This is a genomic window from Streptococcus mitis, from assembly GCF_023109105.1.
Taxonomy (GTDB): Bacteria; Bacillota; Bacilli; order Lactobacillales; family Streptococcaceae; genus Streptococcus; species Streptococcus mitis_BW.
The window spans coordinates 67,515-93,225 of the sequence record NZ_JALDTZ010000005.1; the positions used below are offsets into that span (position 1 = coordinate 67,515).

The following is a 25,711-nucleotide window of genomic DNA, read 5'->3' on the forward strand; positions in this document are numbered from 1 at the left end:
TTGTAGGAGGTGGCTTATGGAACATCTAAAATCATTTATTACACGCTATTCTAAAGTCTATATTGGTTTAGTCCTGCTTATCTGGCTTGCTTTCTTCTTTGTTCCTTGGGATAAAGAAGTTCTGGGAATATCTATCAATCTCTTTAGTATGCAGAAAATCTTGCTAGTTTTTGGCATTCTGTCCATTTTGATGGCCTTGCTGTCCAAGAAAGTCAGTCTCTTTGTTTTTGGACTCATCTGCTGTCTTTCTCTTTGGATTAACCTATTTATCCTGTTTGCTATTTTGCCGATTTTTGGCAATTAAAGTATCATAAAAGTCAGAGAGGTTAGCTTGGAAACTAGCCTCTTTTTCCTTTTCAAAATGGGGATTCTTCCTTGAAAATAATCAGTAATTGTGCTAAAATTAAAAGAACATTCTAAAATATTCGGAATTTAAAGTAAGGAAAAACATGGCTAATATTTTAAAAACAATTATCGAAAATGATAAAGGAGAAATCCGTCGTCTGGAAAAGATGGCCGACAAGGTTTTCAAATACGAAGATCAAATGGCTGCTTTGACTGATGACCAACTAAAAGCAAAAACAGTTGAATTTAAAGAACGTTATCAAAATGGAGAATCACTGGATTCATTGCTTTATGAAGCATTTGCGGTTGTTCGTGAGGGTGCCAAACGTGTCCTAGGACTCTTCCCATATAAGGTTCAGGTCATGGGGGGAATCGTTCTTCACCATGGTGACGTGCCAGAAATGCGTACAGGGGAAGGTAAAACCTTGACTGCGACTATGCCAGTATACCTCAATGCCCTCTCAGGTAAAGGGGTTCACGTAGTTACGGTTAACGAATACCTATCAGAACGTGACGCGACTGAGATGGGAGAATTGTACTCATGGCTTGGTTTGTCAGTAGGGATTAACTTGGCTGCCAAATCTCCGATGGAGAAAAAAGAAGCCTATGAGTGTGATATTACCTACTCAACCAACTCAGAAATCGGATTTGACTACCTTCGTGATAACATGGTTGTTCGCGCTGAAAACATGGTACAACGTCCGCTTAACTATGCCTTGGTCGATGAGGTTGACTCAATCTTGATTGACGAGGCCCGTACACCTTTGATCGTATCAGGTGCTAACGCAGTTGAAACTAGTCAGTTGTATCACATGGCAGACCACTATGTAAAATCTTTGGACAAAGACGACTACATCATCGATGTGCAGTCTAAGACTATTGGTTTGTCTGATTCAGGGATTGACAAGGCTGAAAGCTACTTCAAACTTGAAAACCTCTATGATATCGAAAACGTAGCTCTGACTCACTTTATTGATAACGCCCTTCGTGCCAACTATATCATGCTTCTCGATATTGACTATGTGGTGAGCGAAGAGCAAGAAATCTTGATTGTCGACCAATTTACAGGTCGTACCATGGAAGGTCGTCGTTATTCTGATGGCTTGCACCAAGCCATTGAAGCCAAAGAAGGTGTGCCAATTCAGGATGAGACCAAGACATCTGCCTCAATCACCTACCAAAACCTTTTCCGTATGTACAAAAAATTGTCTGGTATGACGGGTACAGGTAAGACTGAGGAAGAGGAATTCCGTGAAATTTACAACATTCGTGTTATTCCAATTCCTACTAACCGTCCAATCCAACGTATCGACCATTCAGATCTTCTATATGCTAGCCTCGACGCAAAATTCAAGGCTGTCGTTGAAGATGTTAAGGCCCGTTACCAAAAAGGTCAGCCTGTCTTGGTAGGTACTGTTGCCGTTGAAACCAGTGATTTTCTATCTAAGAAATTGGTTGAAGCAGGCGTACCTCACGAAGTATTGAATGCCAAAAACCACTATAGAGAAGCTCAAATCATCATGAATGCTGGTCAACGTGGTGCGATTACTATTGCAACCAACATGGCTGGTCGTGGTACCGATATTAAGCTTGGTGAAGGTGTTCGTGAACTTGGTGGACTTTGCGTCATCGGTACAGAACGTCACGAGAGCCGTCGTATTGATAACCAGCTTCGTGGACGTTCAGGTCGTCAAGGGGATCCAGGGGAATCACAATTCTACTTATCACTCGAAGACGATTTGATGAAACGTTTCGGTTCAGAACGCTTGAAGGGAATCTTTGAACGCTTGAACATGTCTGAAGAGGCGATTGAGTCTCGTATGTTGACACGTCAGGTTGAAGCGGCGCAAAAACGTGTCGAAGGAAATAACTACGATACCCGTAAACAAGTCCTTCAATACGATGATGTCATGCGTGAACAACGTGAGATTATCTACGCTCAACGTTACGATGTTATCACTGCAGACCGTGACTTGGCACCTGAAATTCAGTCAATGATCAAACGCACGATTGGTCGTGTCGTTGATGGTCATGCGCGTGCCAAACAAGATGAAAAACTAGAGGCAATTTTGAACTTTGCTAAGTACAACTTGCTTCCAGAAGATTCTATTACGTTGGAAGACTTGTCAGGCTTGTCTGATAAGGCAATCAAGGAAGAACTCTTCCAACGTGCCTTGAAGGTTTACGATAGTCAGGTTTCAAAACTTCGTGATGAAGAAGCAGTGAAAGAATTCCAAAAAGTCTTGATTCTACGAGTGGTAGATAACAAGTGGACAGATCATATCGACGCCCTCGATCAATTGCGTAACGCGGTTGGACTTCGTGGCTATGCTCAGAACAACCCTGTTGTTGAGTATCAGGCAGAAGGTTTCCGTATGTTTAATGACATGATTGGTTCGATTGAGTTTGATGTGACACGCTTGATGATGAAAGCACAAATTCATGAACAAGAAAGACCACAAGCAGAACACCATATCAGTACAACAGCGACTCGCAATATCGCTGCCCACCAAGCAAATATGCCAGAAGATTTGGATTTGAGCCAGATTGGACGGAATGAACTTTGCCCATGTGGTTCTGGTAAGAAGTTTAAAAACTGTCACGGTAAAAGACAATAAAATGAGATAGTTTAGAGGCGGATACCTTGTGAAAAGTAAATTTTTACTTGGTATCCGTTTGCTTTATAAGGAGATGAGTTATGGTATTTACAGCAAAAAGTCCTAAAATTAATATTGAAGAAGTTCGTGCCTTATCAAAATTAGAAGGCCAAGCTTTGGAGAGAAAATCACAGCGCGATCAAGAGCTAGAAGCCATTATACGTGGAGAAGACCAACGAATTCTCTTGGTAATCGGGCCATGCTCATCTGACAACGAAGAAGCTGTCCTTGAATACGCTAAGCGTTTGGCAATCCTACAAGAAGAAGTAGCAGACCGTATCTTTATGGTTATGCGTGTTTACACAGCCAAACCCCGTACCAACGGAGATGGCTATAAGGGATTGATTCACCAGCCTAACACAGCAGAAGCGCCTAGTCTCATCAACGGAATTAAAGCCGTGCGCCATCTTCACTATCGTGTCATCACGGAAACAGGTATGACGACAGCTGATGAAATGCTTTATCCTGAAAATCTTCCGCTTGTGGATGATCTGATTTCTTACATGGCGGTTGGTGCTCGTTCAGTTGAAGACCAGCAACACCGCTTTGTTGCAAGTGGGGCAGATTTCGCGACTGGTTTTAAAAATCCAACCTCTGGAAATCTCAATGTCATGTTTAATGGGATTTATGCTGCTCAAAACAAGCAAAGTTTCCTTTTCCTAGGAAAAGAAGTGGAAACAACTGGGAACCCGCTTTCGCACGCCATTCTTCGTGGAGCAATCAATGAGTATGGTAAGAATATTCCCAACTACTACTATGATAATTTGATGGATACCATTGCCCAGTATGAGAAAATGGGCTTGGAAAATCCTTTTATCATTGTGGATACCAATCATGACAATTCTGGTAAGCAATACATGGATCAGATTCGAATTGTCCGCCAGACCTTGATTAACCGTGATTGGAATGAAAAGATCAAGCAGTATGTTCGTGGCTTTATGATTGAGTCTTATCTAGAAGATGGCCGTCAAAACGAACCAGAAGTATTTGGCAAGTCTATCACAGACCCTTGCCTAGGCTGGGAAAATACGGAAGCCCTTGTCAGAGAAATCTACCAAACGCTAGGAGAATAGTATGGCATTTATTGAAAAAGGTCAAGAAATCGATATTGAAGCAATCAAGGCAGAAACTCAATTGTCTGCGGAAGCCTTGCGACTAAAAGAGCGCCGTGATAGAGAATTGTCAGACATCATTTCAGGAGAAGATGACCGTATCCTTTTGGTGATTGGTCCTTGCTCTTCTGATAATGAAGAGGCTGTCTTGGAATATGCTCGCCGTTTATCAGCCTTGCAGAAGAAGGTGGCGGACAAGATTTTCATGGTTATGCGTGTTTATACAGCTAAACCTCGCACTAATGGAGACGGTTATAAAGGTTTGGTTCACCAGCCAGATACTTCGAAGGCTCCAAGCTTGATTAACGGCTTACAGGCTGTGCGCCAGTTGCACTACCGCGTGATTACAGAGACTGGTTTGACAACGGCAGATGAGATGCTTTATCCGTCAAATCTGGTCTTGGTAGATGATTTGGTCAGTTACCATGCTGTTGGGGCTCGTTCTGTGGAAGACCAAGAGCACCGCTTTGTGGCCTCAGGGATTGATGCGCCAGTCGGGATGAAAAATCCAACCTCTGGAAATTTGGGTGTCATGTTTAATGGTATCTATGCCGCTCAGAACAAACAGACCTTCCTCTTCCACGGCCAAGAAGTTGAGACTTCAGGAAATCCCTTGGCCCACGTCATCCTTCGTGGCGCAGTTAATGAATATGGGAAAAATGAGCCTAACTTTTATTATGAAACTCTGCTAACTGCCATTGAACGCTATGAAGCTATGGGGCTTGAAAATCCCTTTATCCTCATTGACACCAACCATGATAACTCAGGCAAGCAATATATGGAACAGATTCGAATTGTTCGTCAGACATTGCAGAATCGTGATTGGAATGAGAAAATCAAAAAAATAGTTCGAGGCTTTATGATTGAATCTTACCTAGCAGATGGTCGTCAAAACCAACCAGAAGTCTTTGGTTGCTCTATTACCGATCCTTGTCTAGGTTGGGAAAATACAGAGGCCTTGGTAGAAGAAATCTATGCTACCTTGACAAAATAAGTGAAAAGGATGGAGTTGGGGGAATCTCAACTCCTTTTGATGAGAATGATAGTTGGACACGGAATTGATATCGAAGAATTGGCTTCGATAGAAAGTGCAGTTACACGACATGAAGGCTTTGCTAAGCGCGTGCTGACTGCTAAGGAAATGGAACGGTTTAACAGTCTTAAAGGGCGCAGACAAATCGAATATTTGGCTGGTCGCTGGTCGGCTAAGGAGGCTTTTTCCAAGGCCATGGGAACTGGTATTGGAAAGCTCGGTTTTCAGGATTTGGAAGTCTTGAACAATGAACGCGGAGCGCCTTATTTTAGTCAGTCACCATTTTCAGGAAAGATTTGGCTGTCTATCAGCCATACAGAACAGTTTGTGACAGCTAGTGTCATTTTGGAGGAAAATCATGAAAGCTAGTCCACATAGACCAACCAAGGCTCTGATTCATCTAGGAGCTATTCGACAAAATATTCAGCAAATGGGGGCCCATATCCCTCAAGGAACGATCAAGTGGGCAGTGGTCAAGGCCAATGCTTATGGGCATGGGGCTGTTGCCGTTGCCAAGGCGATTCAAGATGATGTCGATGGCTTTTGCGTTTCTAATATCGATGAAGCCATTGAACTCAGACAAGCTGGACTCAGCAAGAAAATCCTCATTTTAGGAGTTTCTGAAATCGAAGCTGTTTCTCTTGCTAAAGAATACGACATCATCTTGACAGTGGCTGGACTGGAGTGGGTTCAAGCACTCTTAGATAAAGAAGTGGACCTAACTGGATTGACAGTCCATCTCAAGATTGATTCAGGAATGGGACGGATTGGTTTTAGAGAGGCCAGTGAGGCTAATCAAGCTCAAGACTTGCTTAAACAACACGGTGCTCGTGTTGAGGGAATCTTTACCCACTTTGCTACTGCAGACGAGGAATCAGAAGTCTACTTTAATGCCCAGTTAGAACGGTTTAAAACTATTTTGGATAGTATGAAGGAAGTTCCAGACCTGGTTCATGCCAGCAATTCTGCAACGACTCTTTGGCATGCAGAGACTATTTTCAATGCGGTTCGTATGGGAGATGCCATGTATGGTTTAAACCCAAGCGGAGAGGTCTTGGATTTGCCTTATGACTTGACTCTGGCCTTGACCTTGGAGTCTGCTCTGGTCCATGTCAAGACAGTTCCAGCTGGAGCTTGCATGGGCTACGGAGCTACCTATCAGGCGGATAGCGAGCAAATTATCGCGACAGTTCCAATCGGCTATGCGGATGGTTGGACACGTGACATGCAGAATTTCTCTGTCTTGGTAGATGGCCAAGCTTGCCAAATCGTTGGACGAGTATCCATGGACCAAATCACCATTCGTTTGCCTAAGCTTTATCCCTTAGGAACAAAGGTAACCTTAATTGGTTCTAACGGAGGCAAGGAAATCACAGCTACTCAGGTAGCGACTTACCGTGGAACCATTAACTATGAAGTGGTTTGTCTTCTCAGCGACCGCATTCCGAGAGAATATTATTAGAAAAGAAAGGAGTGGAGCATGAATCTACATCAACCCTTGCATGTCTTACCTGGTGTGGGACCAAAGTCAGGAGAAAAATACGCCAAACTAGGAATTGAAAACTTGCAAGATCTCTTGCTCTACTTTCCTTTCCGTTATGAAGATTTTAAGACCAAACAGGTACTAGAGCTAGAAGACGGTGAAAAGGCAGTCCTATCTGGTCAGGTAGTGACACCGGCTAGTGTTCAGTATTATGGTTTTAAGCGTAATCGCCTGCGCTTTAGCCTTAAGCAGGGAGAGGTCGTTTTTGCGGTTAACTTTTTCAATCAACCTTACCTAGCAGACAAAATTGAACTAGGAGCGACTTTGGCTGTCTTTGGCAAGTGGGATCGTGCCAAGGCTAGCCTTACAGGTATGAAGGTTTTAGCTCAAGTCGAGGATGATCTCCAGCCTGTTTATCGATTGGCTCAGGGAATCAGTCAGGCCAGTCTAGTCAAGGTCATCAAGACAGCCTTTGATCAGGGACTGGACCTCTTGATAGAGGAAAATCTTCCCCAGTCCTTGCTTGACAAATACAAACTCATGTCTCGTTGTCAGGCTGTTCGTGCTATGCATTTTCCTAAGGATTTGGCAGAATACAAGCAGGCCCTTCGCCGTATCAAATTTGAGGAACTCTTTTATTTTCAAATGCAGTTGCAGACGCTCAAGTCTGAAAATAGAGTTCAGGGAAGTGGCCTGGTTCTGAATTGGTCTCAGGAAAAGGTGACAGAAGTCAAAGAAAGTTTGCCTTTTGCCCTGACCCCTGCTCAGGAAAAGAGTTTGCAGGAAATTTTGGTTGATATGAAGTCGGACCACCACATGAATCGTCTACTACAAGGGGATGTGGGGAGTGGAAAAACTGTTGTTGCTGGCTTGGCTATGTTTGCGGCAGTGACGGCTGGCTATCAGTCCGCCCTCATGGTGCCGACAGAAATCCTTGCAGAGCAACACTTTGAGAGTTTACAAAACCTATTTCCAGACTTGAAACTGGCTCTCTTGACAGGTTCTTTGAAAGCTGCAGAAAAGAGAGAAGTCTTGGAGGCTATTGCCAAGGGGGAGGTTGATTTGATTATCGGAACTCATGCTCTAATTCAGGATGGGGTGGATTATGCTCGACTTGGTTTGATTATCATCGATGAGCAGCACCGTTTTGGTGTGGGACAAAGGCGTATTTTACGGGAAAAAGGCGACAATCCTGACGTCCTCATGATGACGGCGACTCCTATTCCACGGACGCTGGCCATCACAGCCTTTGGTGATATGGATGTTTCCATTATCGACCAGATGCCAGCAGGACGGAAGCCTATTGTGACACGCTGGATCAAGCATGAGCAATTACCTCAGGTCTTGACTTGGTTAGAGGGGGAAATTCAAAAAGGTTCTCAAGCCTATGTCATCTCTCCCTTGATTGAAGAATCAGAAGCTCTGGATTTGAAAAATGCCATTGCCTTATCAGAGGAGCTGACAGCTCATTTTGCAGGTAAGGCAGAAGTGGCCCTTCTACATGGTAAGATGAAGAGTGACGAAAAAGACCAGATCATGCAGGATTTTAAAGAGAGAAAAACGGATATTCTGGTTTCGACAACGGTTATTGAGGTCGGGGTTAACGTTCCCAATGCTACTGTCATGATCATCATGGACGCCGATCGCTTTGGGCTCAGCCAGCTGCACCAGCTCAGAGGTCGTGTCGGTCGGGGAGACAAGCAGTCCTACGCTGTACTTGTTGCCAATCCTAAGACCGATTCTGGGAAAGACCGCATGCGCATTATGACAGAAACCACCAATGGATTTGTCCTTGCGGAGGAAGATTTGAAAATGCGTGGTTCAGGTGAGATTTTTGGAACCAGACAGTCAGGTCTTCCAGAGTTCCAAGTGGCTGATATTATCGAAGATTTTCCGATTTTAGAAGAAGCTAGAAAAGTTGCTAGCTACATTAGTTCCATAGAAGGTTGGCAAGAGGATCCAGAGTGGCGCATGATTGCCCTTCATCTGGAAAAGAAAGAACATTTAGATTAATACTTTTCGAAAATCTCTTCAAACCACGTCAACGTCGCCTTAGCGTATGTATGGTGACTGACTTCGTCAGTTCTATCCACAACCTCAAAACAGTGTTTTGAGCTGACTTCGTCAGTCTTATCCACAACCTCAAAACAGTTTTTTGAGCTGACTTAGTCAGTCTTATCCACAACCTTAAGGCAGTTCTTTGAGCAACCTGCGGCTAGTTTCCTAGTTTGCTCTTTGATTTTCATTGAGTATAAGCTTTCTCTAAGGAAATCTTAAGTTAGCTTTCAGGTTTGGCCCTTATACTAGAGTCATCAAAAAGAAACGAGGACTCTCACATGACAGTAACGATTAAAGTAAATTACCAAACCACTTTCCAAAAGAAAGAAGCAAAAAATTAATATAAATATAAGGAAGAAAGAGCGAAATGCTCTTTTTTCGTTTTAAAACTACTTTCAGCCCGTCATCCTAAAAGTAAAGAATCTAAATTCACTTTCTATTTGTCCTTCTTTCTTGCATTGCTTTTCTAGATATGCTACAGTGGTGATAGCGATTACAAAATAAAAGGAGCATGCTATGAAAAATCCAGCTTTGCTAGAAGAAATCAAGACCTATAAAGGAAGGGATGAGGTTCCAGAGGACTTTGATGCTTTCTGGGATGGGGAAGTGAAAAAAGTTTCAACTCTTCCAGCCTACCAGTTGGAGGAAAGAGATTTCCACATTCCTCAAGTCAAGTGCTATGAGTTAACATTTGAAGGAACCAATGAAGGAAAGGTCTATGCGCGCGTCGTTCTTCCAAAGAGTGAGGAAAAAGTTCCTCTAATCTTCCATTTCCATGGTTATATGGGACGTGGCTGGGACTGGGCCGACATGCTGGCCTTCACTGTAGCTGGTTACGGTGTTGTTTCCATGGATGTACGGGGTCAGTCAGGTTACTCGCAAGACGGCTTGCGTTCTCCTCTTGGAAATACCGTTAAGGGGCATATTATCCGTGGTGCTGTGGAAGGTCGGGAGCATCTCTTTTATAAGGATGTTTATCTGGATATTTACCAGTTGGTTGAAATTGTTGCTAGTCTACCTGAGGTAGATGAGAAGAGACTTTCTAGTTATGGTGCCTCACAAGGAGGGGCTCTAGCTCTGGTTGCAGCAGCGCTCAATCCTCGAATTCAGAAAACAGTTGCCATCTATCCCTTCTTGTCAGACTTTAGACGAGTGCTTGAGATTGGTAATACCAGTGAAGCTTATGACGAACTTTTCCGTTATTTCAAGTTTCATGATCCCTTCCATGAAACTGAGGAGGACATCATGGCGACCCTGGCCTATATCGATGTGAAAAATCTTGCCCATCGTATCAAGGGTGAGGTTAAGATGATTACGGGCTTGGACGATGATGTTTGCTACCCTATTACCCAGTTTGCGATATACAACCGTCTGACCTGCGATAAGGCCTATCGCATCATGCCTGAGTATGCCCACGAAGCCATGAATGTCTTTGTCAATGACCAAGTCTACAACTGGCTTTGTGGTAGTGAGATTCCTTTTAAGTACGTAAAATAATGAATGAGAGAGCCTAGTAGCTCTCTTTTTTTGTTTTAGACATTGAAACTACTTTTAAAAATATTAAAATATTACTGAAAGTAAAATCTATTCTATGTCAAGCTCGAGATAAACCTATGACTTTATTGTATAATAAAGAAAAAGTCTCTAGGAAAGGAGTGAAAGAGCTACTGTTTGGATTGCAGCTAGCTAAATTTTGAAAGAGAGAAAGAGAGCAACTCTCGTTTATTAATTGCTTTCTTGTGTTTTCCTATGATGGGGAGTAAAAATTTTAAAGTAAAAAGAAAGCGCTTTATTTTTTGTGAAATTGAAAGGTAGAAAGATGAATCCAAAGAATTTTGATAGAAAACAAAGATATGGCATTCGTAAATTTGCAGTGGGTGTAGCCTCTGTAACCATTGGTGCAGTGGTGTTTGGAGTAAATCCTGTATTGGCAAATGAACAAGGAAACTCAACTGCAACTGCATCTGAAAATAATAATCAAGGTTTATCAGAATTATCAAAAGAAGTTTCTTCAGGAAGTATTGCTCAGTTAGATAGTGAACTAGCTGGAAAATTGGCAACAGCGAAAGACAATGGTGTGGAAGTTGATCAGGATAAGTTGAAGAAAAATGAGACTGCTGAAACAGAGACAACCACTCCAACAAATACACCTGCAGCTGAAAATACACCAGTTCCTACTGATAAACAAGAAGGAGATTCTACAACTACAGAAGAAAGTAACAAGGAGCAAGATAAAGAAGAAGAGGGCGTGATTCCTCGAGATTATTATGCTAGAGACATCGAAAACGCAACTCCAGTAGTGGAAAAAGAAGATGTTGAAACAAATTCGAAGAATGGTCAGCGTGTAGATCTAGCCAGTGAATTAGATACATTGAAGAAACTTCAAAATGCGACCATTCATATGGAATTCAAGCCAGATGCCAAAGCTCCAGCATTTTATAATCTATTCTCAGTATCTAGTGATAAGAAAAAAGATGAGTACTTCACCATGGCTGTTCTCAATAATACAGCCTTAATCGAGGGACGCGATGCAAATGGAGCACAATTTTATGATAAATATACGGATGCTCCATTGAAAATTAAGCCTGGGCAGTGGAATTCAGTTACCTTTACTGTAGAAAGACCGAATGCAGAAAATCCAGGAGGAAAAGTTAGACTCTATGTAAATGGTGTTTTATCGCGTACCAGCTTGAAGTCTGGTAAATTTATCAAGGATATGCCAGATATTACACATGCTCAAATTGGTGCAACAAATCGAGCAGGGAGCTCAGTTTGGGGGGCAAATTTACAGGTTCGTAATTTAAGTGTCTATGACCGAGTATTAACTCCAGAGGAAGTTCAAAAACGTAGCCAATTATTTGAAAGATCTGATTTGGAGCAAAAGCTACCAGAAGGGGCTAAAGTTACTGAAAAACAAGATGTCTTTGAAGGCGGTATGCATAATAAACCAAATAAAGACGGGATCAAGAGTTATCGTATTCCTGCTCTTCTTAAGACAGATAAAGGCACTCTGATTGCTGGTGCAGATGAACGTCGTCTTCATTCAAGTGACTGGGGTGATATCGGCATGGTCGTTAGACGAAGTGAGGATAAGGGGAAAACATGGAGCGATCGAGTAACGATTACAAATTTACGAGACAATCCAAAAGCTTCTAATCCATCAATCGGTTCTCCAGTGAACATCGATATGGTTTTGGTTCAAGATCCTGCAACAAAACGAATTTTTTCGGTCTATGATATGTTCCCAGAAGGGCAAGGAATCTTTGGAATGGCTGCTCAAAGAGAAGAAGCCTATAAACAAATCGATGGCAAAACTTACCAAATTCTCTATAAAGAAGGCGAAGAAGGTTCTTACACAATTCGTGAAAATGGTACAGTATATACACCAAGTGGGAAAGCAACCGATTATCGTGTTGTTGTAAACCCAGTTAAACCAGCTTATAGTGATAAGGGTGATTTGTATCAAGGGGATCAACTATTAGGAAATATTTATTTCACAAGCAATAAAACGTCTCCATTTAGAGTTGCAAAGGATTCTTATCTATGGATGTCTTACAGTGATGATGATGGTAAGACTTGGTCGGCACCTCAAGATATTACCCTAATGGTAAAAGCTGATTGGATGAAATTCCTAGGGGTTGGGCCTGGAACAGGAATTACTCTTCACACTGGACCTCATAAAGGTAGAATCATTGTACCTACGTATACAACAAATCAGACCAACCACTTAAATGGTTCTCAATCATCTCGGATTATCTACTCAGATGACCATGGTAAGACTTGGCATATGGGAGGTGGTGTGAATGATCATCGTACGCTGACTGATGGCACTGTGATTGACTCAAGTTTCATGAATAATTATTATGCTCAAAATACTGAGTCTTCCGTTGTACAATTAAATAATGGAGATCTCAAGCTCTTCATGCGTGGCTTGACAGGGGACCTTCAAGTTGCTACTAGTAAAGATGGTGGTGTAACTTGGGAAAATGATATAAAACGTTATGCAGATGTCAAGGATGTTTATGTTCAATTGGCTGCTATTCATACGATGCATGATGGAAAAGAATATATTGTTCTTAGTAATGCAGGTGGACCAGGACGTTTTAACGGTTTGGTACACTTAGCTCGTGTCGAAGAAAATGGAGAGCTAACTTGGCTTAAGCATAATCCTATTCAAAGTGGTAAGTTTGCCTACAATTCTATTCAAGATCTCGGAAATGGCGAATACGGATTGCTTTATGAGCATGCAGAACACAACCAAAACGAATATACCTTGTCTTATAAGAAATTTAATTGGGATTTCTTAAGCAAGGATATGGTTTCTCCAACCGAAGCAAAAGTTACACATGCAGTTCATATGGGGCAAGGCATTATTGCCATGGAATTTGATTCAGAAGTATTGGTCAATCAAGCACCAACATTACAGCTTGCAAATGGCAAAACAGCTACTTTTATGACGCAGTATGACACAAAGACTCTATTGTTTACAGTAGATCCTGAGGATATTGGTCAAAAAGTTACAGGCTTAGCAGAAGGCTCTATCGAAAGTATGCATAATTTGCCTGTTTCAGTAGTTGGTTCTAAAATTACTCATGGAGTAAATGGAAGTGAAGCTGCGACAAATGAAGTTCCTGAATTTACAGGTGGAGTTAATAACGAGGATGCTGCAGTAACTGAAGAAGTTCCTGAATATACAGGCCAATTAGCGACAGCAGGAGAAGAGACAACACCAACAGTAGAAACACCAGAATTTACAGGTGGAGTTAATGGCGAGGATGCTGCAGTAACTGAAGCAGCTCCTGAATACACTGGTCCGCTAGCAACAGTAGGAGAAGAAGTAGCACCAATAGTAGAAACATTAGAATTTACAGGTGGAGTGAATGGAGTAGAAGCTCTTGTTACAAAAATTCCTAAATACACTGGTCCATTAGCAACAGCAGGAGAAGAGCCAGCACCAACAGTAGAAAAACCGGAATTCACAGGAGGCGTTAATGCTGTTGAAGCAGCGGTTCATGAACTTCCAGAATTCAAAGGGGGTGTAAATGCAGTTCTAGCAGCTTCAAATGAGGTTCCGGAATATACCGGTGGTGCTAACTTTGTCTTGGCAGCTACAAATGACCTTCCTGAGTATAAAGGAGGTGTTAACGGTGCTGAAGCGGTAGTCCATGAAGTGCCAGAGTACAGGGGGGAAACCAAGCCAGACTTAGCAGCTACAAATGACCTTCCTGAGTATAAAGGAGATGTTAACGGCGCTGAGGTGGCAGTCCATGAAGAGCCAGAGTACAAGGGGGAAACCAAACCAGACTTAGCAGTTACAAATGAACGTCCAGCTAGCAAGTTATCTCTCGGACAAGATGCTACTTATCAAGCACCAGCGGCTAAACAAAATGAGCTACCAAATACTGGAAGTAAAGAAAACACAACCCTTACTTCTCTAGGATTAGTGGCAGGTCTCTTATCTATCTTGACATTAGGAAAGAAACGAAAAGAAGACTAGACTAGGTTTTATATAAAATGAATCTCTCTCATTTCAGACTTTAGACGAGTGCTTGAGATTGGCAATACCAGCGAGGCTTACGACGAACTTTTCCGTTATTTCAAGTTTCACGACCCCTTCCATGAAACGGAGGAGGAAATCATGGCAACCCTTGCCTATATTGATGTGAAAAATCTTGCCCATCGTATCAAGGGTGAGGTTAAGATGATTACGGGCTTGGACGATGATGTTTGCTACCCTATTACCCAGTTTGCGATTTACAACCGCCTGACCTGCGATAAGGCCTATCGTATCATGCCAGAGTATGCTCACGAAGCCATGAATGTTTTTGTCAATGACCAAGTCTACAACTGGCTCTGTGGTAGTGAGATTCCTTTTAAATATGTGAAGTGGGGAATGAGAGGCTGAGAAAAAAGCCTTTGAAATCATAAAAACGCATAGTATCAGGTATTGAACAACCTAGATATTATGCGTTTTATTATGGGAAGATTTACTTCATTTTCTCCTGAAGTTGAGTTTTTGTTCAACCTCTCTTTTACATTAATAATGTGACTAGAACATGCCATATATTTTCTGAATGAACTATAACAAAGAGGGCTATATCTTAATTTTAAATAAACCCGTCTAGAGCCTAAGAAGATAGTGAGGCCTCTAGAGTTTTTTTTAATAATTGATAAAATTAGAGTTATATTTATAGTTGTTTTAGACAATAAGAATTTTTAAGCTATTTTCTAATGGTTGTTTTATGATTATATCACCTAATTATAAATAAGCATTAATATATTTGGTATAGAAAGTAGTTTCTTAATAATGTGTTATATAAAATATTTATAAAAGTATATTCTATTTTACAACAAATATTGAAAGCGCTTTAAAAAAGGTATATAATGGGTTCATAAAACAAGGGAAATGAGGCATAAGAAAGACACGTTATAAGAGATGTAATAAATAATTTTTTTGGAGTTTATCATAGGTAAGAAACAGAAATAAATTCTTAATAGAATTGAGAATTAATATATCGTAAATTATATATTTTTAAAATAGGGATTGTGGTGCTGCTATATATAAATAAAAATGTGTAGAAAGGAGGATACGGTATGATTATTACAAGAATTAGTCGTTTAGAAACTTATGTGAAAGTAAATCCACATTTTGCAACATTAATAGATTTTCTAGAAAAAACAGGACTAGAAAATTTGACAGAAGGTCCGATTGATATCGATGGTGATCGATTGTTTGGAAATTGCTTTACATATTTAGCAGATGGCCAAGCAGGAGACTTCTTTGAAACTCACCAAAGATATTTGGATATTCATTTAGTTTTGGAAAACGAAGAAGCTATGGCTGTTACGTCGCCTGAAAATGTAAGCGTTACCCAAAAATATGATAAAGAAAAAGATATTGAATTATACACAGGGAAAGTGGAACAGTTAGTTCATTTGAGAGCTGGCGAATGCCTCATCACTTTTCCAGAAGATTTACATCAACCAAAGGTTCGTATAAATGATGAACCTGTGAAAAAAGTAGTCTTTAAAGTTGCGATTTCTTAATGTAGAAAGGGTAGAACAATGAGAAAAATGAGAAAGTTTTTATGTCTAGCTGGAGTTGCGCTAGCAGCTGTTGCTTTGGTAGCTTGTTCAGGAAAGAAAGAAGCTACAACTAGTACTGAACCACCGACAGAATTATCTGGTGAGATTACAATGTGGCACTCCTTTACTCAAGGACCACGTTTAGAAAGTATTCAAAAATCAGCAGATGCTTTCATGCAAAAACATCCAAAAACGAAAATCAAGATTGAAACATTTTCTTGGAATGACTTCTATACTAAATGGACTACAGGTTTAGCAAATGGAAATGTGCCAGATATCAGTACAGCTCTTCCTAACCAAGTAATGGAAATGGTAAACTCAGATGCTTTGGTTCCTCTCAACGATTCTATCAAGCGTATTGGACAGGATAAATTTAACGAAACTGCCTTAAATGAAGCAAAAATCGGAGATGATTACTACTCTGTTCCTCTTTATTCACATGCGCAAGTCATGTGGGTTAGAACAGATTTGTTAAAAGAACATAATATTGAGGTTCCTAAAACTTGGGATCAACTCTATGAAGCTTCTAAAAAATTGAAAGAAGCTGGAGTTTATGGCTTGTCTGTTCCGTTTGGAACAAATGACTTAATGGCAACACGTTTCTTGAACTTCTACGTACGTAGTGGTGGTGGAAGTCTTTTGACAAAAGATCTTAAAGCAGACTTGACAAGCCAACTTGCACAAGATGGTATTAAATACTGGGTTAAATTGTATAAAGAAATCTCACCTCAAGATTCTTTGAACTTTAATGTCCTTCAACAAGCTACCTTGTTCTATCAAGGAAAAACAGCATTTGACTTTAACTCTGGTTTCCATATTGGAGGAATTAATGCCAACAGTCCTCAATTGATTGATTCGATTGATGCTTATCCTATTCCAAAAATCAAAGAGTCTGATAAAGACCAAGGAATTGAAACCTCAAATATTCCAATGGTTGTTTGGAAAAATTCAAAACATCCAGAAGTTGCTAAAGCATTCTTAGAAACACTTTATAACGAAGAAGACTACGTTAAATTCCTTGATTCAACTCCAGTAGGTATGTTACCAACTATTAGAGGGATTAGCGATTCTGCAGCCTATAAAGAAAATGAAACTCGTAAGAAATTTAAACATGCTGAGGAAGTAATTACTGAAGCTGTTAAAAAAGGTACTGCTATTGGTTATGAAAATGGACCAAGTGTACAAGCTGGTATGTTGACTAACCAACACATTATTGAACAAATGTTCCAAGATATCATTTCAAATGGAACAGATCCTATGAAAGCAGCAAAAGAAGCAGAAAAACAATTAAACGATTTATTTGAGGCTGTTCAGTAGATGTAAAAGACTAGAAAATAGGTGGGCTAGTGAGCTGGAAAGCCCTAGCCCAATCTTGTAAAAGAAGGGAGAAGGAGAATGGTTAAAGAACGTAATTTAACTCGCTGGATATTTGTTTTGCCAGCTATTATTATTGTAGGATTACTATTTGTTTATCCGTTTTTCTCGAGTATTTTTTATAGCTTTACCAATAAGCATTTGATTATGCCCAATTACAAATTTGTTGGTTTAGCTAACTATAAAGCTGTGCTATCAGATCCCAACTTCTTTAATGCGTTCTTTAATTCAATTAAGTGGACCGTTTTCTCATTAGTTGGTCAAGTTTTAGTAGGGTTTGTATTGGCTTTAGCTCTTCACAGAGTACGCCACTTCAAGAAATTATATAGGACCTTATTGATTGTTCCTTGGGCATTTCCTACAATCGTCATTGCCTTTTCTTGGCAGTGGATTCTAAACGGGGTTTATGGCTACTTACCTAACCTAATCGTAAAATTAGGTTTAATGGATCATACACCTGCATTTTTGACAGATAGTACATGGGCATTCCTATGTTTGGTGTTTATCAACATTTGGTTCGGAGCACCGATGATTATGGTTAATGTACTTTCAGCTTTGCAAACAGTACCAGAAGAACAATTTGAAGCTGCTAAGATAGATGGTGCTTCAAGTTGGCAAGTGTTCAAGTTTATTGTCTTTCCACATATTAAAGTGGTTGTAGGGCTTCTAGTTGTTTTGAGAACTGTATGGATCTTTAATAACTTCGATATCATCTACCTAATTACTGGTGGTGGACCAGCCAATGCTACAACGACGCTTCCAATTTTTGCTTACAACCTAGGTTGGGGAACTAAATTGTTGGGTCGTGCTTCAGCAGTTACAGTATTGCTCTTTATCTTCTTGGTGGCGATTTGCTTTATCTACTTTGCTATCATCAGTAAGTGGGAAAAGGAGGGTAGAAAATAATGAAGAAGAAATCCAATATTTATTTAGATATTCTCTCACATGCACTCTTGATTGGTGCGACTATCGTTGCAATTTTCCCATTGGTATGGATTATCATATCGTCTGTAAAGGGGAAAGGGGAATTAACTCAGTATCCAACACGATTTTGGCCTGAACAATTTACATTAGATTATTTCACTCATGTTATCAACGATTTGCACTTTATTGATAATATTCGAAACAGTTTAATCATTGCCTTAGCTACAACCGTTATTGCGATTATTATTTCTGCTATGGCAGCCTATGGTATTGTTCGATTCTTCCCTAAATTGGGAGCAATCATGTCGAGACTACTCGTCATTACCTACATTTTCCCACCAATTTTGTTAGCAATTCCATATTCAATTGCCATTGCTAAAGTTGGGTTAACAAATAGTTTATTTGGCTTGATGATGGTTTATCTATCTTTTAGTGTTCCATATGCAGTTTGGCTCTTAGTTGGATTTTTCCAAACAGTTCCAATTGGAATTGAAGAAGCAGCTAGAATTGATGGTGCGAATAAATTTGTTACATTTTATAAAGTTGTGCTACCGATTGTAGCACCAGGTATTGTAGCAACAGCTATTTATACATTTATTAATGCTTGGAATGAATTCTTGTATGCTTTGATCTTGATTAACAATACAGGAAAGATGACAGTAGCAGTAGCCCTTCGTTCGCTTAATGGTTCAGAAATCCTAGACTGGGGAGATATGATGGCAGCATCTGTTATTGTAGTTCTTCCATCAATCATTTTCTTCTCTATCATTCAAAATAAAATTGCAAGTGGATTATCAGAAGGATCTGTGAAATAAGTTAAAATTAGAAAGTTTATTTAATAAAGGAGAAAAAACATGGTTAAATATGGTGTTGTTGGAACAGGATATTTTGGAGCTGAGTTAGCTCGCTATATGCAAAAGAATGATGGAGCAGAGATTACTCTTCTCTATGATCCAGATAATGCAGAGGCGATTGCAGAAGAATTGGGAGCAAAAGTAGCAAGTTCCCTAGATGAGTTGGTTTCTAGCGATGAGGTAGATTGTGTTATCGTCGCAACTCCAAATAATCTTCATAAGGAACCGGTTATTAAGGCTGCACAACATGGTAAAAATGTTTTCTGTGAAAAACCAATTGCGCTTTCTTATCAAGATTGTCGCGAGATGGTAGATGCATGTAAAGAAAACAATGTAACCTTTATGGCAGGACATATTATGAACTTCTTCAATGGTGTCCATCATGCAAAAGAACTAATTAATCAAGGAGTTATAGGAGACGTTCTATATTGTCACACAGCTCGTAATGGTTGGGAAGAACAACAACCGTCAGTATCATGGAAAAAAATTCGTGAAAAATCAGGTGGTCACTTGTATCATCATATTCATGAATTAGATTGCGTGCAATTCCTTATGGGTGGAATGCCTGAAACTGTAACCATGACAGGTGGAAATGTAGCCCATGAGGGTGAAAATTTCGGTGATGAAGATGATATGATTTTTGTCAATATGGAATTTTCTAATAAGCGATTTGCTTTGTTAGAATGGGGTTCAGCTTATCGCTGGGGCGAGCATTATGTCTTGATTCAAGGAACGAAAGGTGCCATCCGTTTAGACTTATTCAACTGTAAAGGAACTCTTAAGCTAGATGGACAAGAAAGTTATTTCTTGATTCATGAATCGCAAGAAGAAGATGATGACCGTACTCGTATCTATCATAGTACAGAGATGGATGGAGCAATTGCTTATGGTAAACCTGGTAAACGTACTCCATTATGGTTATCATCTGTCATTGATAAAGAAATGCGCTATCTGCATGAGATTATGCAAGGAGCTCCAGTATCAGAAGAATTTGCAAAATTGTTGACAGGTGAAGCTGCTCTCGAAGCAATTGCTACTGCAGATGCTTGTACTCAATCTATGTTTGAAGATCGCAAAGTAAAATTGTCAGAAATTGTAAAATAAATTTTGGTATTCTCCTATTATAGGTTGACTAGCTCCTCTGAAAGTACTTTCAGAGGAGCTGTTTGACTTGTCTAGTTTTTGAAACTGAAATCTATTCCACTACAAAGTATTGAAAGCGCTTTAAAAATGATATATAATAAACCCATAAGAAAAAAGAGAAGGAGGAAAGAGGATGCCACAGATTACTAAAGAAGCCTTGATTGCACAAATCAAAGATGGAATCATCGTTTCTTGTCAGGCCCTTCCTCACGAACCGCTTTATACAGAAGCGGGAGGAGTCATTCCCTTGCTGGTCAAAGCGGCTGAGCAAGGTGGAGCAGTCGGTATCCGAGCCAATAGTGTTCGCGATATCAAGGAAATCAAGGAGGTTACAAACCTTCCGATTATCGGGATAATTAAACGAGATTATCCGCCACAAGAACCCTTCATCACTGCTACTATGAAAGAAGTTGATGAATTGGCAGAACTTGATATTGAGGTAATTGCTCTGGATTGTACCAAACGTGAACGCTACGATGGTTTGGAGATTCAGGAGTTTATCCGTCAGGTCAAGGAAAAATATCCTAACCAGCTCTTGATGGCTGATACAAGTACTTTCGAAGAAGGGCTAGCAGCTGTAGAAGCAGGAATTGACTTTGTTGGAACAACCTTATCAGGATACACATCTTACAGTCCTAAAGTGGACGGACCAGATTTTGAATTAATCAAAAAACTCTGTGATGCCGGTGTAGATGTCATTGCAGAAGGAAAAATTCATACACCAGAACAAGCCAAACAAATTCTGGGATATGGAGTGCGAGGCATCGTTGTCGGTGGCGCTATTACGAGACCAAAAGAGATTACAGAACGCTTCGTTGCTGGTCTCAAATAACATAATCTCAAAACAGAGGAGAGTGGTGGATGCGTCGAATAAAATGAAAACGTATACAAACACAAAGAACTCATTATCCAATATGGATACGCTTATCAATTAGGAGAATACAAATGAAATTTAGAAAACTAGCTTGTACAGTACTTGCGGGTGCTGCGATTCTTGGCCTTGCTGCATGTGGTAATTCTGGCGGAAGTAAAGATGCTGCAAAATCTGGTAGCGATAGCGGAAAAACAGAAATCACTTGGTGGGCATTCCCAGTCTTCACACAAGAAAAAACTGGTGACGGTGTTGGAACATATGAAAAATCAATCATCGAAGCTTTTGAAAAAGCAAATCCAGATGTAAAGGTGAAATTGGAAACCATCGACTTCAAGTCTGGTCCTGAAAAAATCACAACAGCTATCGAAGCAGGAACAGCTCCAGATGTGCTTTTTGACGCACCAGGACGTATCATCCAATATGGTAAAAACGGTAAATTGGCTGAGTTGAACGACCTCTTCACAGATGACTTCGTCAAAGATGTTAACAATGAAAACATTATAAAAGCAAGTAAAGCAGGCGATAAAGCTTATATGTATCCAATCAGTTCAGCACCATTCTACATGGCTATGAACAAGAAAATGTTGGAAGAAGCTGGTGTAGCTAACCTTGTTAAAGAAGGTTGGACAACAGACGACTTTGAAAAAGTTTTGAAAGCGCTTAAAGATAAAGGATATACTCCAGGTTCATTGTTCAGTTCTGGTCAAGGGGGAGACCAAGGAACACGTGCCTTCATCTCTAACCTTTACGGCGGTTCTGTAACTGATAAAGAAGTAACTAAATATACAACTGATGATCCTAAATTCGTCAAAGGTCTTGAAAAAGCAGCTAGCTGGATTAAAGACGGTTTGTTGAACAACGGTTCACAATTTGACGGTGGAGCAGATATCCAAAACTTTGCTAACGGTCAAACATCTTACACAGTTCTTTGGGCACCATCTCAAAACGGTATCCAAGCTAAACTCTTGGAAGCTAGTAAAGTAGAAGTGGTAGAAGTACCATTCCCATCAGACTCAGGTAAACCAGCTCTTGAATACCTTGTAAACGGATTTGCAGTATTCAACAACAAGGACGACAAGAAAGTTGCAGCATCTAAGAAATTCGTTCAATTCATCGCGGATGACAAAGAATGGGGTCCAAAAGACGTTGTTCGTACAGGTGCTTTCCCAGTTCGTACTTCATTTGGCAAAGTTTATGAAGACAAACGTATGGAAACAATCAGTGGTTGGACTCAATACTACTCACCATACTACAACACTATCAATGGTTTTGCTGAAATGAGAACACTTTGGTTCCCAATGTTGCAATCTGTATCAAATGGTGACGAAAAACCAGCGGATGCTTTGAAAGCCTTCACTGAGAAAGCTAACGAAACAATTAAAAAAGCTACAAAACAATAAGCACTAAATCAGATTGACTCCTCCCTTTTCCCTGTGCATAATCTATGTAAGAAAAGGGAGGATTTTATTTGAAATATCAGGAACTGTCACGAAATTAAAATGAAGTTCTTACATAAGCGAATCTTAAAAAATTTCATTTTGATTTTAAAACAGTTCAAGAAAATCCAAAATATTCTATTTGTGAAAGAGAGGTGCCGACTGTGAAAGTCAATAAAATTCGTATGCGGGAAACAGTGATTTCCTACGCTTTCCTAGCACCAGTGTTATTCTTCTTTGTCATCTTTGTATTGGCTCCTATGATTATGGGATTCATTACAAGTTTCTTTAACTACTCAATGACTAAATTTGAGTTTGTGGGCTTGGACAACTACATTCGTATGTTTAAAGATCCTGTCTTTATGAAGTCTTTGATCAATACCGTGATTCTGGTTATTGGATCTGTACCAGTTGTTGTTCTGTTCTCACTCTTTGTAGCATCTCAGACCTATCATCAAAATGCCATTGCCAGATCTTTCTACCGTTTCGTCTTCTTCCTTCCTGTTGTAACAGGTAGTGTTGCCGTAACAGTTGTTTGGAAATGGATCTATGACCCACTATCAGGGATTCTAAACTTTGTCCTTAAGTCAAGCCACATCATTAGCCAAAATATTTCTTGGTTGGGAGATAAAAACTGGGCTTTGATGGCGATTATGATTATCCTTTTGACTACATCTGTTGGTCAGCCGATTATCCTTTATATCGCTGCCATGGGGAATATTGACAATTCATTGGTGGAAGCAGCGCGTGTTGATGGTGCGACTGAATTGCAAGTTTTCTGGAAGATTAAATGGCCTAGCCTCCTTCCAACAACACTTTATATCGCAATCATTACAACAATCAACTCATTCCAGTGTTTCGCCTTGATTCAGCTCTTGACATCTGGTGGTCCAAACTATTCAACAAGTACACTTATGTACTACCTTTACGAAAAAGCCTTCCAATTGACAGAGTACGGCTATGCAAATACCATTGGTGTCTTCTTGGCAGTCATGATTGCTATCGTAAGCTTTGTGCAATTTAAAGTACTTGGAAACGACGTAGAATACTAAAGAAAGGAGACAGCTATGCAATCTACACAAAAGAAACCTTTAACAGCTTTCACTGTTATTTCAACTATTATCTTGCTCTTGTTGACAGTGCTGTTCATCTTTCCATTCTACTGGATTTTGACAGGTGCCTTCAAATCACAGCCTGATACCATTATGATTCCGCCACAATGGTTCCCTAAAATGCCAACCATGGAAAACTTCCAACAACTCATGGTGCAAAACCCTGCTATGCAGTGGATGTGGAACTCTGTGTTTATTTCATTGGTAACCATGTTCTTAGTTTGTGCGACCTCATCTCTAGCAGGTTATGTACTAGCTAAAAAACGTTTCTATGGCCAACGAATCCTATTTGCTATCTTTATCGCTGCCATGGCTCTTCCAAAACAAGTTGTCCTTGTACCATTGGTACGTATCGTCAACTTCATGGGAATCCATGACACTCTTTGGGCAGTTATCTTGCCTTTGATTGGATGGCCATTCGGGGTCTTCCTCATGAAACAGTTCAGTGAAAACATCCCAACAGAATTGCTCGAATCAGCTAAGATCGACGGTTGTGGTGAAATTCGTACTTTCTGGAGCGTAGCCTTCCCAATTGTAAAGCCAGGATTTGCAGCCCTTGCAATCTTTACCTTCATCAATACTTGGAACGACTACTTCATGCAGTTGGTAATGTTGACTTCACGTCAAAACTTGACCATCTCACTCGGGGTTGCGACCATGCAGGCTGAGATGGCAACTAACTACGGTTTGATTATGGCTGGTGCTGCCCTTGCAGCTGTGCCAATCGTAACGGTCTTCTTAGTATTCCAAAAATCATTTACTCAAGGGATTACTATGGGAGCTGTTAAAGGATAAGAAAAGTAAACTAGTTTATCAAGATTGCGGAAGTGGTCTTGATATGCTATGGGAATATAGAGGTTATAAGTGTCTACAAAATGTTGGGTATTTGCTTACCTTAAAGATTTTGTCAGACACTTATAAACTTAATCTATGATTTTAGTTAACTATCAGAAACGAAGGAAAGAGTATGATTTTTGACGATTTGAAAAACATCACCTTTTACAAAGGGATTCATCCCAACCTAGACAAGGCTATCGACTATCTCTACCAACACCGTAAAGATTCTTTCGAATTAGGTAAGTATGAGATTGATGGAGATAAAGTCTTTCTAGTTGTTCAGGAAAATGTCCTCAATCAAGCTGAAAATGATCAATTTGAGCATCATAAGAACTATGCAGATTTGCATTTGCTGGTAGAAGGACATGAATATTCGAGCTACGGTTCACGTATCAAAGATGAAGCAGTAGCATTCGACGAAGCGAGTGACATTGGCTTTGTTCATTGTCATGAAAAATACCCACTCTTGTTGGGGTATCACAATTTTGCGATTTTCTTTCCAGGAGAACCACACCAGCCAAATGGCTATGCAGGTATGGAAGACAAGGTTCGCAAATATCTCTTTAAAATTTTGATTGATTAAAAAATCAGGAGGAGCAAACATGGCACAAAAAGGAGTAAGCCTTATCAAGGCAGCATTTGATACAGATAACTTTCTCATGCGTTTTAGTGAGAAGGTCTTGGATATCGTGACAGCCAATCTTCTTTTTGTCGTCTCTTGTTTGCCTATTGTGACGATTGGGGTGGCTAAAATAAGCCTCTACGAGACTATGTTTGAGATTAAGAAGAGCAGACGTGTGCCTGTCTTTAGAATCTATTTAAGAGCTTTCAAGCAAAATCTGAAGCTAGGTCTTCAGTTAGGTCTGCTTGAGTTGGGTATTGTCTCATTAAGCCTTTTAGATCTCTATCTCTTCTGGGGTCAGACAGCTATGCCTTTCCAAATGGTGAAAGCTATCTGTCTAGGCGTTCTTATCTTCCTCACTATCGTGATGCTGGCTAGCTATCCCATCGCTGCGCGCTTTGATTTAACTTGGAAAGAAGTCTTACAAAAAGGACTTATCTTGGCAAGTTTTAACTTTCCTTGGTTCTTCCTTATGTTAGCTATTCTCTTTCTCATTGTGATGGTTCTTTATCTGTCCGCCTTCAGTTTACTTTTAGGTGGCTCAGCCTTCCTGCTTTTTGGATTTGGACTCTTGGTCTTTATTCAGACTGGATTGATGGAGAAAATTTTCGCAAAATACCAATAGGATGGCTTGTTTCTGAAACTACTTTCAAGCCATAAACATTTCAAAATACATATCGAAACTAAAATCTAAGTGTACACAAGATATTGAAAGCGTTTTTCGCAAGGTGTATACTATACACGTAAAGAATAAATCCTGC

Annotated in this window: 21 protein-coding genes and 1 pseudogene; 21 read left to right on the forward strand and 1 reads right to left on the reverse strand. The window is 40.1% G+C overall.

Features of this window, described 5'->3' with window-relative positions:
* The first annotated feature begins 16 nt into the window (after window positions 1-16).
* From M1F37_RS04635 to recG, 7 genes are all read left to right on the forward strand, one after another.
* Window positions 17-304, forward strand: coding sequence for a hypothetical protein (locus M1F37_RS04635; protein ID WP_247934911.1), 288 nt, complete (start codon window positions 17-19; stop codon window positions 302-304).
* Between the two features lie 145 nt (window positions 305-449).
* Window positions 450-2,963, forward strand: coding sequence for a preprotein translocase subunit SecA (gene secA, locus M1F37_RS04640; RefSeq protein ID WP_247934912.1), 2,514 nt, complete (start codon window positions 450-452; stop codon window positions 2,961-2,963).
* Window positions 2,964-3,043: 80 nt separating this feature from the next.
* The gene (locus M1F37_RS04645) at window positions 3,044-4,075 is read left to right on the forward strand and encodes a 3-deoxy-7-phosphoheptulonate synthase (RefSeq protein WP_247934913.1); all 1,032 of its coding nucleotides are present in this window, start codon (window positions 3,044-3,046) and stop codon (window positions 4,073-4,075) included.
* A gap of 1 nt (window position 4,076) precedes the next feature.
* On the forward strand, window positions 4,077-5,108 hold the full coding sequence (locus M1F37_RS04650; protein WP_247934914.1) for a 3-deoxy-7-phosphoheptulonate synthase: 1,032 nt from the start codon (window positions 4,077-4,079) through the stop codon (window positions 5,106-5,108).
* A 45-nt stretch (window positions 5,109-5,153) separates the two neighbouring features.
* Window positions 5,154-5,516, forward strand: a complete 363-nt coding sequence (gene acpS, locus M1F37_RS04655) for a holo-ACP synthase (protein WP_247934940.1) — start codon at window positions 5,154-5,156, stop codon at window positions 5,514-5,516.
* Entirely contained in the window at window positions 5,506-6,609 is a 1,104-nt protein-coding gene (gene alr, locus M1F37_RS04660) for an alanine racemase (RefSeq protein WP_247934915.1), read from the forward strand. Before acpS ends, alr begins: the two co-directional genes overlap by 11 nt.
* Before the next feature lie 18 nt (window positions 6,610-6,627).
* A complete protein-coding gene (recG, locus tag M1F37_RS04665) occupies window positions 6,628-8,643 on the forward strand; it encodes an ATP-dependent DNA helicase RecG (protein ID WP_247934916.1) in 2,016 nt (671 codons plus the stop codon).
* On the opposite strand, the gene M1F37_RS09985 is transcribed toward recG, so the two are convergent.
* Entirely contained in the window at window positions 8,640-8,768 is a 129-nt protein-coding gene (locus tag M1F37_RS09985) for a hypothetical protein (RefSeq protein ID WP_282184471.1), read from the reverse strand. The two genes, recG and M1F37_RS09985, sit on opposite strands and share 4 nt — an antisense overlap.
* A 436-nt stretch (window positions 8,769-9,204) precedes the next feature.
* Here M1F37_RS09985 and M1F37_RS04670 point away from each other — a divergent pair, with 436 nt between their 5' ends.
* From M1F37_RS04670 to M1F37_RS04735, 14 genes and pseudogenes are all read left to right on the forward strand, one after another.
* Window positions 9,205-10,185 (forward strand): acetylxylan esterase, encoded by a 981-nt coding sequence (locus M1F37_RS04670; protein ID WP_247934917.1) that lies wholly within the window; start codon window positions 9,205-9,207, stop codon window positions 10,183-10,185.
* Between the two features lie 322 nt (window positions 10,186-10,507).
* Window positions 10,508-14,185, forward strand: a complete 3,678-nt coding sequence (locus M1F37_RS04675; protein ID WP_247934918.1) for an SIALI-17 repeat-containing surface protein — start codon at window positions 10,508-10,510, stop codon at window positions 14,183-14,185.
* Between the two features lie 30 nt (window positions 14,186-14,215).
* Window positions 14,216-14,593 (forward strand): annotated as a pseudogene (locus M1F37_RS04680) (acetylxylan esterase); the annotation flags it as partial.
* 689 nt (window positions 14,594-15,282) lie between these two features.
* Complete coding sequence (locus M1F37_RS04685; protein WP_247934919.1) at window positions 15,283-15,735, forward strand: YhcH/YjgK/YiaL family protein; 453 nt, start codon at window positions 15,283-15,285, stop codon at window positions 15,733-15,735.
* Window positions 15,736-15,753: 18 nt separating this feature from the next.
* Window positions 15,754-17,091 (forward strand): ABC transporter substrate-binding protein, encoded by a 1,338-nt coding sequence (locus M1F37_RS04690; protein WP_247934920.1) that lies wholly within the window; start codon window positions 15,754-15,756, stop codon window positions 17,089-17,091.
* 78 nt (window positions 17,092-17,169) lie between these two features.
* A complete protein-coding gene (locus tag M1F37_RS04695) occupies window positions 17,170-18,054 on the forward strand; it encodes a carbohydrate ABC transporter permease (protein ID WP_247934921.1) in 885 nt (294 codons plus the stop codon).
* Entirely contained in the window at window positions 18,054-18,887 is an 834-nt protein-coding gene (locus M1F37_RS04700; RefSeq protein ID WP_247934922.1) for a carbohydrate ABC transporter permease, read from the forward strand. The genes M1F37_RS04695 and M1F37_RS04700 overlap by 1 nt, the downstream gene beginning before the upstream one ends.
* A 39-nt stretch (window positions 18,888-18,926) precedes the next feature.
* Window positions 18,927-20,030: a Gfo/Idh/MocA family protein gene (locus M1F37_RS04705; RefSeq protein ID WP_000241736.1), complete on the forward strand. Its 1,104-nt coding sequence runs from the start codon at window positions 18,927-18,929 to the stop codon at window positions 20,028-20,030.
* Between the two features lie 172 nt (window positions 20,031-20,202).
* Window positions 20,203-20,901 carry an N-acetylmannosamine-6-phosphate 2-epimerase gene (locus M1F37_RS04710; protein WP_001135679.1) on the forward strand — a complete coding sequence of 233 codons (699 nt, stop codon included), beginning with the start codon at window positions 20,203-20,205 and terminating at the stop codon, window positions 20,899-20,901.
* 113 nt (window positions 20,902-21,014) lie between these two features.
* Window positions 21,015-22,343, forward strand: a complete 1,329-nt coding sequence (locus M1F37_RS04715) for an ABC transporter substrate-binding protein (RefSeq protein WP_247934923.1) — start codon at window positions 21,015-21,017, stop codon at window positions 22,341-22,343.
* Between the two features lie 221 nt (window positions 22,344-22,564).
* Window positions 22,565-23,431 carry a carbohydrate ABC transporter permease gene (locus M1F37_RS04720; protein WP_161683542.1) on the forward strand — a complete coding sequence of 289 codons (867 nt, stop codon included), beginning with the start codon at window positions 22,565-22,567 and terminating at the stop codon, window positions 23,429-23,431.
* Window positions 23,432-23,446: 15 nt separating this feature from the next.
* Window positions 23,447-24,286: a carbohydrate ABC transporter permease gene (locus tag M1F37_RS04725; RefSeq protein ID WP_020901679.1), complete on the forward strand. Its 840-nt coding sequence runs from the start codon at window positions 23,447-23,449 to the stop codon at window positions 24,284-24,286.
* 172 nt (window positions 24,287-24,458) lie between these two features.
* A complete protein-coding gene (locus tag M1F37_RS04730; protein ID WP_247934924.1) occupies window positions 24,459-24,911 on the forward strand; it encodes a YhcH/YjgK/YiaL family protein in 453 nt (150 codons plus the stop codon).
* A gap of 19 nt (window positions 24,912-24,930) precedes the next feature.
* Window positions 24,931-25,575 carry a DUF624 domain-containing protein gene (locus M1F37_RS04735; protein ID WP_247934925.1) on the forward strand — a complete coding sequence of 215 codons (645 nt, stop codon included), beginning with the start codon at window positions 24,931-24,933 and terminating at the stop codon, window positions 25,573-25,575.
* Window positions 25,576-25,711 lie beyond the last annotated feature (136 nt).

What these genes read in the sequence shown, in the direction of transcription:
- M1F37_RS04720 (WP_161683542.1), top strand. Translation starts at nt 22,565, where the DNA reads ATGCGGGAAACAGTGATTTCCTACGCTTTCCTAGCACCAGTGTTATTC.
- M1F37_RS04735 (WP_247934925.1), top strand. Translation starts at nt 24,931, where the DNA reads ATGGCACAAAAAGGAGTAAGCCTTATCAAGGCAGCATTTGATACAGAT.
- M1F37_RS04700 (WP_247934922.1), top strand. Translation starts at nt 18,054, where the DNA reads ATGAAGAAGAAATCCAATATTTATTTAGATATTCTCTCACATGCACTC.
- M1F37_RS04650 (WP_247934914.1), top strand. Translation starts at nt 4,077, where the DNA reads ATGGCATTTATTGAAAAAGGTCAAGAAATCGATATTGAAGCAATCAAG.
- M1F37_RS04695 (WP_247934921.1), top strand. Translation starts at nt 17,170, where the DNA reads ATGGTTAAAGAACGTAATTTAACTCGCTGGATATTTGTTTTGCCAGCT.
- acpS (WP_247934940.1), top strand. Translation starts at nt 5,154, where the DNA reads ATGATAGTTGGACACGGAATTGATATCGAAGAATTGGCTTCGATAGAA.
- M1F37_RS04705 (WP_000241736.1), top strand. Translation starts at nt 18,927, where the DNA reads ATGGTTAAATATGGTGTTGTTGGAACAGGATATTTTGGAGCTGAGTTA.
- M1F37_RS04645 (WP_247934913.1), top strand. Translation starts at nt 3,044, where the DNA reads ATGGTATTTACAGCAAAAAGTCCTAAAATTAATATTGAAGAAGTTCGT.
- M1F37_RS04675 (WP_247934918.1), top strand. Translation starts at nt 10,508, where the DNA reads ATGAATCCAAAGAATTTTGATAGAAAACAAAGATATGGCATTCGTAAA.
- M1F37_RS04715 (WP_247934923.1), top strand. Translation starts at nt 21,015, where the DNA reads ATGAAATTTAGAAAACTAGCTTGTACAGTACTTGCGGGTGCTGCGATT.
- M1F37_RS04690 (WP_247934920.1), top strand. Translation starts at nt 15,754, where the DNA reads ATGAGAAAAATGAGAAAGTTTTTATGTCTAGCTGGAGTTGCGCTAGCA.
- M1F37_RS04725 (WP_020901679.1), top strand. Translation starts at nt 23,447, where the DNA reads ATGCAATCTACACAAAAGAAACCTTTAACAGCTTTCACTGTTATTTCA.
- M1F37_RS04730 (WP_247934924.1), top strand. Translation starts at nt 24,459, where the DNA reads ATGATTTTTGACGATTTGAAAAACATCACCTTTTACAAAGGGATTCAT.
- alr (WP_247934915.1), top strand. Translation starts at nt 5,506, where the DNA reads ATGAAAGCTAGTCCACATAGACCAACCAAGGCTCTGATTCATCTAGGA.
- M1F37_RS04685 (WP_247934919.1), top strand. Translation starts at nt 15,283, where the DNA reads ATGATTATTACAAGAATTAGTCGTTTAGAAACTTATGTGAAAGTAAAT.
- secA (WP_247934912.1), top strand. Translation starts at nt 450, where the DNA reads ATGGCTAATATTTTAAAAACAATTATCGAAAATGATAAAGGAGAAATC.
- M1F37_RS04710 (WP_001135679.1), top strand. Translation starts at nt 20,203, where the DNA reads ATGCCACAGATTACTAAAGAAGCCTTGATTGCACAAATCAAAGATGGA.
- M1F37_RS04670 (WP_247934917.1), top strand. Translation starts at nt 9,205, where the DNA reads ATGAAAAATCCAGCTTTGCTAGAAGAAATCAAGACCTATAAAGGAAGG.
- recG (WP_247934916.1), top strand. Translation starts at nt 6,628, where the DNA reads ATGAATCTACATCAACCCTTGCATGTCTTACCTGGTGTGGGACCAAAG.
- M1F37_RS04635 (WP_247934911.1), top strand. Translation starts at nt 17, where the DNA reads ATGGAACATCTAAAATCATTTATTACACGCTATTCTAAAGTCTATATT.